The organism is Nostoc sp. NMS7 (assembly GCF_017115085.1).
Taxonomy (GTDB): Bacteria; Cyanobacteriota; Cyanobacteriia; order Cyanobacteriales; family Nostocaceae; genus Nostoc.
The window spans coordinates 1-11,313 of sequence record NZ_JABXKJ010000100.1; the positions used below are offsets into that span (position 1 = coordinate 1).

At 40.2% G+C, this 11,313-nt stretch carries 7 protein-coding genes; 6 read left to right on the forward strand and 1 reads right to left on the reverse strand.

Going from position 1 to position 11,313, the window contains the following annotated elements:
* On the reverse strand, positions 1-189 hold a 189-nt coding region (locus HWQ38_RS10810; protein WP_292793105.1), incomplete at its 3' end, for a hypothetical protein.
* 507 nt (positions 190-696) lie between these two features.
* On the opposite strand from HWQ38_RS10810, the gene HWQ38_RS10815 reads away from it, so the two are divergent.
* The 6 genes from HWQ38_RS10815 (at position 697) to HWQ38_RS10840 (ending at position 10,615) form a co-directional block, all read left to right on the forward strand.
* Positions 697-1,743, forward strand: coding sequence for a response regulator (locus tag HWQ38_RS10815; protein ID WP_292793107.1), 1,047 nt, complete (start codon positions 697-699; stop codon positions 1,741-1,743).
* Positions 1,744-1,809: 66 nt separating this feature from the next.
* On the forward strand, positions 1,810-2,187 hold the full coding sequence (locus tag HWQ38_RS10820; protein ID WP_292793109.1) for a response regulator: 378 nt from the start codon (positions 1,810-1,812) through the stop codon (positions 2,185-2,187).
* A gap of 4 nt (positions 2,188-2,191) precedes the next feature.
* A complete protein-coding gene (locus tag HWQ38_RS10825) occupies positions 2,192-2,689 on the forward strand; it encodes a chemotaxis protein CheW (protein ID WP_292793111.1) in 498 nt (165 codons plus the stop codon).
* Between the two features lie 62 nt (positions 2,690-2,751).
* On the forward strand, positions 2,752-5,583 hold the full coding sequence (locus HWQ38_RS10830) for a methyl-accepting chemotaxis protein (protein WP_292793113.1): 2,832 nt from the start codon (positions 2,752-2,754) through the stop codon (positions 5,581-5,583).
* A gap of 257 nt (positions 5,584-5,840) precedes the next feature.
* The gene (locus HWQ38_RS10835) at positions 5,841-8,900 is read left to right on the forward strand and encodes a hybrid sensor histidine kinase/response regulator (protein ID WP_292793115.1); all 3,060 of its coding nucleotides are present in this window, start codon (positions 5,841-5,843) and stop codon (positions 8,898-8,900) included.
* A gap of 434 nt (positions 8,901-9,334) precedes the next feature.
* The gene (locus HWQ38_RS10840; protein ID WP_292793117.1) at positions 9,335-10,615 is read left to right on the forward strand and encodes a HEAT repeat domain-containing protein; all 1,281 of its coding nucleotides are present in this window, start codon (positions 9,335-9,337) and stop codon (positions 10,613-10,615) included.
* The last annotated feature ends 698 nt before the right edge of the window (positions 10,616-11,313 follow it).

Sequence of the window (11,313 nt, forward strand, 5' to 3'; positions counted from 1 at the left end):
ACTATATAGCGATCGCCTTTTTTCTAGGATATAACGAGTTTGAAAACACGCCCTAGGGGTTAGGTCTGTATTTGAAGCTATGTTAAGAAATTTAAATGTAGGTGCGTTACATTCCCAACGTATCATTCCGAGTGCTTTCGGTGTCGTATTCTCGGCGGTAAAACACCCTATAAAAGATAAGTTTTGCATTCTGTTTAATCTACGTTTTTAAATGTGAATGTTAAAAAATAAACTTATAAATATGAATAAATCAGTATTATTGCTGTGGTCAAGTTGAAGTTACTAAATGCAAAGTGGCTTCATATAGTCCTTATCTGATTAAAAACTGGATTTTACTTAAGTAGAAATACAGTCGTTTAAATATATTACCGTCAATAAAATCAGTATTATTGCTGTGGTCAGATTGGGGTTACTCAATGGAAAGTGGCTTCATCTACTCTTGGCATTTTTATGTCCTATTCTCGAAAGATATCTATAAATCTCCGTAACAGTAGGTAAATTAATCATAATTTCCGAATTTACTGAGATTTGATCATTTGAAAATAACGTTGCTGTCGTTGAGTTTCACCACAAACATAGATATAAACTTATGTACTTTGAAATACAAAAGTTTGATGCTTTTTATTTGATTTTAATCGTGGAGTAACTCTGCACGAATTTAGCTTACACGTATCGAATTTAGCTGAAATAAAGCAAATGAGCACAACTCCTATAGGTAGCTACAGGTTGTTCCAGAAACTACATCCGCTATCTCTGTTGGCACAATTAACTAGTCGGCGGGCTACAGGCTGTTTAAGTATTTTTACTGGGGTAGTTTCTTGGGCAATCTATCTAGAAGACGGTAAACTTACTTATGCCTCCTATTCAGATAAACTATTTGAGCGCCTTGATAGTCACTTGCGGCGCTTGAGTCAGCAAATTCCTGCTCTCAACAGCGCTACTCGCGTGCAGATGCGGCTGATGTTTGAGACGAAGAATGAACATCAATCAATACCAAATGCAGATTACCAAGCTATTAGTTGGTTAGTAAATCAGGACTATATCACCTCTGTACAAGCAGCAAGCCTAATAGACGAATTGGCAAAAGAAGTTCTGGAATCATTTCTGTGTTTAAAAGAAGGTAGCTATGAATTCAGTCCAGAAAACTCTTTAAATGAACTACCAAAGTTCTGTCGCCTAGATTTGCGGTTACTTGTTGAACAGTGTCAAAAGCAGTTACGAAATCGGCAAAATATCCAGTCATCGATTCCGGCTGGTCGGGGTTCCCAAGTTTTGTCTAAAACACAATTACAAATAAAAATTGGGCAAAAATCACCGATTTCAATCATTTTTGATATTCCTGAGAATAATAAAAATACTCAGCCACCTGTTGGCAAAAAACTATATACAATTGCCTGTATTGATGATAGCCAAACAGTTTTAAATTCCATTAAACACTTTTTGGATGAAAACACATTTTCAGTTGTGATGATCAACGATCCGGTAAAAGCTTTAATGCAAATTATTCGGAGTAAACCCGATTTGATTTTGCTAGATGTTGAAATGCCAAGTTTAGATGGCTACGAGCTATGTTCTTTATTACGGAAACATTCAGCTTTTAAAAATACACCGATCATTATGGTAACAGGTAGAACAGGCTTTATCGACAGAGCAAAGGCCAAACTGGTGAGATCATCAGGATATTTGACTAAGCCTTTTACACAATCAGAATTGCTAAAAATGGTTTTTAAGCATCTTGGTTGATTTCAACAAGACAATAAAAATAACAAAATGAATATTTTTAATATATTTTTTTTAGGAGATTTAATAGTGAGCCTGACTTTACTTGGCACAATTATGATTGTAGAAGATTCTCCCAGTGAATTGGAATTAATGAGCTATTATCTTAAAGAAAGTGGTTACAAGGTAATTAAAATTTCTGGTGCAAAAGAAGCTTTAGAAAAAGCTGTGTTAGAAAAGCCAGATGTGATAGTTACTGATGTAGTAATGCCAGAAATGAGTGGATTTGAATTGTGTCGTTCTCTAAGAAGAAATCCGATTACTGCCAAAGTACCAATTGTGATTTGTAGTTCCAAAAATCAAGAAATTGACCGTTTGTGGGCGATGAGACAAGGTGCAGATGCCTATATAACTAAACCTTACACCCGCGAACATCTCCTACGTACTATTAAATCACTGGTAATTTAAATCAATGACTACTACAAACATTACACTTTCTCCAAAACTAACCCCAAATAACTTAGCAGATGGTTATCTGAAGTTTCAGCTAAATCAACAGACTACTGCTGTTTTATCAATGATGTATACGCAAGAAGCAATTATTGTACCGATTGAATCTGTTACCTCAATGCCGAATATGACCCCCTGCATATTAGGATTAATGAATTGGCGGAGTCGGATAATTTGGGTAGTTGATTTGCCAAGAATGCTCAATTTAGAATCTCTAGATTATCGACTGCGACAGTACAATGCGATCATTATTCGAGTGGAATCATTGTTATTAGGCTTAGTTGTGCAAGAAATAAAAGGTACAACCAAGTTCGTAGCTAATGCTATTCATTCTCCTATAGGACAAGTAGCATCAAGCTTAGTTCCTTATTTATGTGGGTGCGTTGTGCAAGAAGAAGAAATATTACTGGTATTAGATGCAGAGGCAATTGTGCAGTCTTCTATTCTCCGCAGTGATTAAGGTGTACTACTAAAAAACAGATTTTTAGTGTTCTTGTTCACATAGTTAGGAGAACTACTTTTATGTTTAATAAAACCAATACAAATCAAGCTAGTGGCGCTCAAAATCGAGGATCATTGATTTCGTCCCAAAAAGCCATTGGGACTGTAGTAAAGCTACCAAATAAGCCGACTACTGGAACTGCTAATAATTCTTCTGCGAATCAGGGTATTGCCGATTTTACAAGGCTGGGATTGGTTAAGAAAGCGACTATTTTAGCGATCGCAATCGGGACAATACCAGTATTGGGGATATGCGCGATCGCTTTTAGTTTTGCCAGCAAATCAATTACTAAACAAATTACTCAATCTCAACAAGCCAAAGCCACTGACTTAAGTGATAAACTTAACCGTTTCATGTTGGAACGCTACGGCGATATTCAGGTAATATCAAGTTTGCCATTTTTGACAAGTCCCCAAGCTAGTATAAGTACCACTACTCAAGAAAAGCAAGCAGTTCTAGATCGGTTTGTTGAAGCTTACAAAGCTTATGACAGCGTTGCTGTTTTTAATCGCCAAGGTAACTTGATTGTGCAATCCACAGGCGAACCCCTGGAGAATCAAAAAGACCGTACCTATTTTCAAACCGGGTTGCAAAAAGATGCTCCTCTAATCAGCAAACCGGAAGCCGCAAAAAATACAGGTTTAGTGAGCATTTATCTAGCTGCACCCGTTAAAGAGACAAGGACAGGGCAAACTATTGGCGTGGTACAAGCACGTATGCCCGTAAAATCTTTAGAGGAAGTAATCAAAAACTACGTAGCCAATGGACAACAATACTATTTGCTTGATGCTTCGGGAACAGTTTTCTTAAGTCCACAAAAGGAATTATTGGGGAAATCGGCCAAGGGAGAGTATTCTAGTTTACCTAAACTACTAGCAGTTAAAAAGGCAGATAGTTTTATAGAAGTTCCCAAAACTGGCAAAAAACAAGAATTAGTCAGCTACGTACCAGCCAGAAAGTTAGACGGCTTACCTGATTTAAACTGGCAGGTACTTTTATCCACAGACACAGCAATTGTATTTGAGCCGCAAAGACAATTGTTGTGGACTATAGCCATCGGTACAGCACTGACAGCATTTATTGTCGGTGCGATCGCATCTCGGTTAGCCAAACTTACTACACAGCCAATTCTGAATGCAAGTGCGGCATTAGCAAAGCTTGGTCAAGGTAAATTTAATACCCGTCTCGAAATCGAAACAGAGGACGAATTAGGGTTATTGAGTGCAAATATTAACCAAATGGCCGAACAATTGCAGGTCTTAAAGGAACAAGAACTCGACGTTGAAGGGGCAAAATTACTCGCAGATATTACCCTCCGAATTCGGCGAATTCTCAAAACTGAAGAGATTTATTACGCAGCAGTCAAAGAAGTTCAGCGATCGCTAAAAACAGATCGGGTAATCATTTATAGTCTAAATGCAGATACTTCGGATGGTGTTGTCGTAGCTGAATCGGTAACTGATAATCATAATTGGCCGAAAATGCTTGGAGTGCAAATTGACGATCCCTATTTTCGGGAACGTTATATAGAAACTGATCACGATGGACAGGTGCAAGCGATCGCCAATATTTATCAAGACCAAAGCCTGAAAAATGCCGACAGTTACATCCAACTGTTAGAAAAATTTGCTGTCAAAGCCAATTTGATTGTACCAATTTTTGCCCAAGAGCAACTTTTAGGTTTATTAATTGCTGATAATTGCGAAACTTATCGTGTTTGGCAACAGCCGGAAATTGACTTGTTTCAACAGATAGCAACTCAAATCGGCTATGCCTTAGAACAAGCCAAGTTATTAGAAGAGATAGAACAATCTAGAAATGTTGCCGTAATCGGGTCAGGCGAAGAACGACAACAAAAAGAAGCACTGCAACACCAACTTTTAGAACTACTCAGTGATGTAGAAGGTGCAGCTAGAGGCGACTTGACAGTGCGTGCAGACGTGACATCTGGGGAAATAGGTACTGTTGCCGACTTTTTCAACTCGATTGTGGAAAGCCTCCGCGATATTGTTACCCAAGTTAAACAAGCTGCTACCCAGGTGAATACTGCCATCGGCTCTAATGAAGGAGCCATCCGCGACTTAGCAGAGTCAGCACTCATACAAGCTGCCGAAATCAACCGCACCCTTGATGCTGTTGACAAAATGACCCAATCCATGAAGTCAGTAGCCGAAAGTGCCGAAAAAGCTGCCTTTATTGCTAACCATGCTACTCACACCGCTACCAAGAGTGGACACGCGATGGATTTGACAGTACAAAATATCCTCTCTTTGCGGGAAACAGTTGGTGAAACTGCTAAAAAAGTCAAACGTTTGGGAGAGTCTTCTCAACAAATTTCTCGCGTGGTGTCCTTGATTAACCAAATCGCTATTCAAACTAACTTACTAGCGATTAATGCCGGTATTGAAGCCGCGCGTGCAGGTGAAGAAGGTCAAGGTTTTGCCGTAGTTGCTGAAGAAGTCGGCGAATTAGCAGTACGAAGTGCCGCAGCAACCCAAGAAATTGAACAAATTGTTGAAAATATCCAACGAGAAACCAGTGAAGTGGTGCAGGCGATGGAAATAGGAACCACCCAAGTAGTTGAAGGTACCCGCATTGTGGAGGAGGCTAAAGAAAGTTTGAGGGAAATTTTGGATGTATCGCATCAAATTGACTCCTTAGTGCAGTCAATTTCCAGTGCAACTGCATCTCAGGTAGAAACATCGCAAAGTGTCAGCCAATTGATGAAAGATATCGCTGCTGTATCACAACGCACCAGCGATTCTTCTCGCCAAGTTTCCGAGTCTCTGCAACAAACTGTGGAGATTTCCCAGCAGTTGCAAGAGACTGTGGAGACTTTCAAAGTTAGTTAAGTTTGTCATTTGTTATTTGTCATTTGTCCTTTGTTAATGACTAATGACGAATGACTTTTGTTATTTGTCCGTTGTCATTTGTCCTTTGTCCTTTTAGCAATGACCACTACTTCTCTACGAGAGGCTGCGCCAACGACTTCTCTACGAGACCCTTCGGCAAGCTCAGGGCATCGCGCTACGCGAACGCTCAGTACAAGTGACCAATGACTAATGACCAATGACTAATGACCAATGACCAATGACTAAGGACAAGAACTATGCTAGAAGACAAAGAATTAGAAATCCAGATGCAGTTTCTGGAAGAAGCAACTGATTACTTAAATACTTTAGAAGGGGTATTGCTGGAAATCGATACTACTAACCGCATCGATTTAGATAAAATCAATGCTGCACTCCGGGCGACTCATTCTATCAAAGGTGGCGCGGGGATGATGGGATTTAGATCGTTAAGTGATTTAGCCCATCGTTTAGAAGATTCCTTTAAGGTTTTAAAAACTAAAAAAAATTCTCTCGAAATTGATACTCAGTTGCAAACTTTATTGCTATCTGGAGTTGACTGGCTGCGTCAAATTGTCGAACTGCTTGCAGAAGGAAATGTTGTCGAAGATCAATGGTTAGAAACCTTTTGTTATCCAATTTTTGATGAGTTGCACGATCGCTTGGGAGACCCCAGCCCTGAGAATGCTTCAACCATGCTATCCCCAGAAGAGGGACAAGACGTTATCCCCTTGCTATTTGGAACAGAAGTAGAAGAGTGTTTGCAGCGTCTAGAATCTATATTGGCAGATAGCGAACAGCCGGGTTTGCATGAAGAAATTGTGATTATGGCGGTAGAATTGGGCGGTTTGGGAGAAATGCTCCAGTTGGCAGCTTTTACCAAGCTTTGTGAGTCAATAACGCAGCAATTGGAAACTGTTAGCAGCGATGTCTCCGACAACCCCTTCGGGGAACGCATTCCCGAAATTGCCCAGTTAGCATTGCAAGCATGGCGGCGATCGCAAGCTTTGATACTCACAAATCAACTAGATAACTTGCCTACAGAAATTGATTTGGGTAGTTATACTCAAGTCCAGCCACTATTACCAGCAGAAGTAATACCACCGTTTGTCCCCACAGATACAGAAGTAGTATCAACATCTATTTGGCAACCAGAAAACACCAGAGAAAATTGGACTAATGATCAAGCGTTGGCGCAGCCGACCGCAGGTATTGCAGCTAATTTTACATTTGTGGATGCAGAATTTACAGATGACGTAAATGCTGGCAATGTCACCGAGGAAAATACGATATTCGCTAGAGGAAATAATCCTATAGATGGCAGATTTAGCGAAAGCAAAGGAGAACAGGCTGGTGTTAGTAAAGAGCGCGAAATTCATGAAAATAGCGTCCGAGTTCCTAGCAAACAATTAGAGCAAATTAATGATTTATTTGGCGAACTGGTTCTTCAGAGGAATGGGTTAAACTCGCAATTAGAAAGATTACGCAAACTTGTTCGTAACCTGAACCAGCGAGTCCAAGTTCTCGACCGAGAAAACCAGAATTTACGTACAGCCTATGGCAAAATTTCTACTCAAGCTGCGATGTCTGCTGGGGTGCGATCGCAAGCGGAAAATGGCCAGCAAACCCAAGGTACAGAGAGGGAATTTGATGCATTAGAAATGGATCGCTATAACGATTTAAACCTGCGATCGCAGGAAGTTATGGAAACCATTGTTCAGGTACAGGAAGTCACAACTGATGTGCAACTCAGTGTAGATGATACCGACCAAATTGCTCGTAAAATAAATAAAACATCAAAACAGTTACAGACCCAACTAAATCACATTCGGATGCGGCCTCTGTCCGATTTAATCGAACGTTTTCCTAGAGCTTTGCGCGATTTAAATATAGAGCATGGGAAAAATGTCCAGTTAAAAACTGAAGGTGGTAACACTTTAATTGAACGCAGCATTTTAGAAGCTTTAAACGAACCTTTAATGCACCTGTTAAGGAATGCTTTCGATCATGGTATTGAAGACCATACCACCCGCCGCCTTTTGGGTAAACCAGAACAAGGATTAATTGAAATTAAAGCTACCCACCGCAGTAATCGCACCCTGATTACCATACGTGATGATGGTTGGGGCATTTCTCTGGAGAAAATTCGCACCCGCGCCTTAGCTATGGGATTGGATGCTTCTCTACTTGCTAATGCTAGTGATGAAGAACTGTTATCACTAATTTTTGAACCAGGTTTTACCACTTCCGAAAAAGTCACAGCATTATCTGGTCGCGGTGTCGGTATGGATGTGGTTCGTAACAACCTCAAACTAATTCGAGGAGATGTCACAGTTGATACGGAACCAGGAGTTGGTACTACCTTCACCTTATCAGTACCATTTGCACTTTCCGTTGCGCGAGTTCTGCTAGTAGAAATCAACAAAATGGTATTGGCATTTCCCACAGATGTCATTTCAGAAATATCTTTACTCCAAAACGAGCGAGTTTTCCAAATGGCAGGTAGCGAAGTTCTAAATTGGCAAGGAACGATGCTGCCACTGATTCGCTTGACTGGCTATTTAGAGTTTAATTGTCTGCGCTACGATAGCTCAGAACTGGAAATACCGGCAGCAATTAATGCTAACAGCGTGTTAGTAGTCAAAGGTAATAATCAGCCAGTAGCAATCCAAATAGACCGTTGCTGGGGTGAACAGGAAGTTGCTATTCGCCAAGTCGAGGGAAATATACCTTTACCTGAAGGCTTCAGCAATTGCATAATTCTCGGTGATGGTCGAGTAGTGCCACTAGTTAATGTCAATGAATTGCTGTATTGGATTGCTACGAATCGGCGGACTAAGAGAGGCACTCAAGTACCATCAGCAAGGTTAAAAACACCGTTCCTAATCTTTGATGAAGAGAAAATCTCAGCCGCATCTGTTAAACAGAAAGGCACAATTCTAATTGTAGATGACTCAATTAATGTTCGCCGCTTTTTAGCCCTGACTCTTGAAAAAGGAGGATATCAAGTAGAACAAGCTAAAGATGGTCAAGATGCCTTAGAAAAACTTCATAATGGATTGAGAGTTGAGGCAATAATTTGCGATATTGAAATGCCTCGCTTAGATGGTTATGGCTTTTTAGGTAAGGTAAATTCAGACGCAGATACAAAAAATATTCCAGTTGCGATGCTGACTTCTCGTAGTAGCAATAAACATCGGCAACTGGCTATGCAATTGGGTGCTAGGGCTTACTTTTCTAAACCTTACAACGAGCAAGAGTTACTGCAAACCCTGGAGGAAATAATTCATCCTGTCGCAGGAAAGGGCGCGTCTAATTGAATTTAGAATTAGGTTTCAGATATTTTCGTAGGGTGCGTTAGCAAGTGCCTTGGCGATTAGAAATCGCGGCTACACAAACAAAACCCACCTCCGTGGGTTAGGAATTTGACTTTTTCGTTAGTCCGCGCACAGAGGAGTAGTATGAATTCAGCGATCGCACTCTCCACAATCCACTATTCACAATAGGGTTAATTAACAATTTTTGCAATTCACTACTTCCTTGCAACTAAGAACCCAACTGGATAATTGCTAATTAATTGCGTGATATACTGAGTGACGTTGGCAAGAATCGCCAAGCTTTTGCGAAATGGTATTTGTCAAGCTTGAAGTAATTGCTGACATGGCGTTATCTATGGTGAATTTATGGTAACTGTAACACTGACGGCTGTTGCTACTGCGTAGGCGTAGCCCGTCGTAGACATCGCAACTACACTTTGGATTCTTATCCAGAACAGGTAGAGAAATTTATTCACATATGGTTCGCTGCTATTCCCGAAACTGGGAAGCAGTTATGCACTGCCCTGAAAGAATCAGGTAAAGAACGGATTCAAGATTTAGTGAAAAATCCTCTGCGGTTGACGCTGCTGTGCTTGAATTGGCAATCAGGAGATGGCAAATTACCGGATACTCAAGCGGGACTCTATCAGCAATTTGTTGATGACTTCTACAAGTGGAAAAAAGAGGAAATTGCTACAAACTATGACCAGCGTCAGCAACTCAATGTCAAGCTGGGGGAATTAGCTAAAGAAGCAATAGACAAAGAAGCAACCCGTTTTCGCTTGCGGCAGGATTTTGTTAATCGCTTTTTGGGAAATGTTGAAGATGAAAATTCGCTGCTGAAATTGGCATTAAATCGCGGCTGGCTAAACTGTGTAGGGATAGATGGAGATAGAAAACCTGTTTACGCTTTCTTTCATGCCTCATTTCAAGAATACTTTGCGGCTAAAGCAATTGATTACTGGCATTTCTTTCTCAACCACATTCCCAAAAATCCCAGTCAAGGCACTTATCGCATCTTTGAACCGCAATGGAAGCAAACAATATTACTTTGGTTAGGGCGAGAAGAAGAAAACCTCGAACAGCAACAGCAACAGTTTATCGATGCTTTAGTGAACTTTAAAGATGGATGTGGTAAGTGGAATAAAGAAAAAGGATTTTATGAATATCGCGCTTATTTTTTAGCTGCCGCAGGAATCACAGAGTTTAAAGGTTATTCTAGAGCAGATGAAATAGTAGCGCAAATTGTCAAGTGGACAATTGATGGTTTAAGTTCAATTGGACAGGAAGCTAGGTCAGCACTGCAACAAACAGACCGTATAAAAGCGATCGCTGCCTTGGCGCAACTGCTGCAATCAACTACTGTGGATGACACCACCCGTAGGCTGGCAGCAGATAGCTTAGGGAAAATCGACCCTGGCAATAAAGATGCGATAAGTTCCTTGGTGCAACTGCTGCAATCAACTACTGTGGATTACACCACCCGTAGGCTGGCAGCAGATAGCTTAGGGAAAATTATACAGGATAATCAGCATCGCTTTGCTGTAGTGAAAACTTTAAGTGGTTATTGGCGATTGGATGATGATTACTACGATTTAGCCTGGAAGTGCGCCCAGAATATGCCTTACCCCAAATTCTATCAAGCTTGGCATCAGGATAATATTGCTACTGGTGCGATGCAAAGCTTAAAAAAAATCCTCTTCACAAGAATAATTTGAGTACTTTTGCAGCATCGACGTTACAAATGAAGTTCCCGTGATAACAACAGCTTGTCCACTCGTTACGAAGACAGACGCGGACGTTACGAATGTTTGTCTGTTAGCAACAACAGTTTAAGCATTTATTATAAATGGATACTCATTTGCTGCGATCGCTGCGATCGCGTACTCAGCATAACAAATACTTAAAATTCAAGCTAACAAATTAAGCATTAATTATAATTGGGTACTTCGATATCGTAATTGGGTACTTCTTTATCGTATTTGGGTACTTCGATATCGTAATTGGGTACTTCGATATCGTAATTGGGTACTCCTTTATCGTATTTGGGTACTTCGATATCGTAATTGGGTACTTCGATATCGTAATTGGGTACTCCTTTATCGTATTTGGGTACTTCGATATCGTAATTGGGTACTTCGATATCGTAATTGGGTACTCCTTTATCGTATTTGGGTACTTCGATATCGTATTTGGGTACTCCTTTATCGTATTTGGGTACTTCGATATCGTATTTGGGTACTTCGATATCGTATTTGGGTACTTCGATATCGTATTTGGGTACTCCTTTCTCGTATTTGGGTACTCATTTGTTATGGTTCTTCAGTACTTGTTATGCTAAATTATTAGTTACAAATTCAAAAGGATATTAAAAATTGTATTAAAAAATTACTAAAAGCATTGCAATTATTGACAT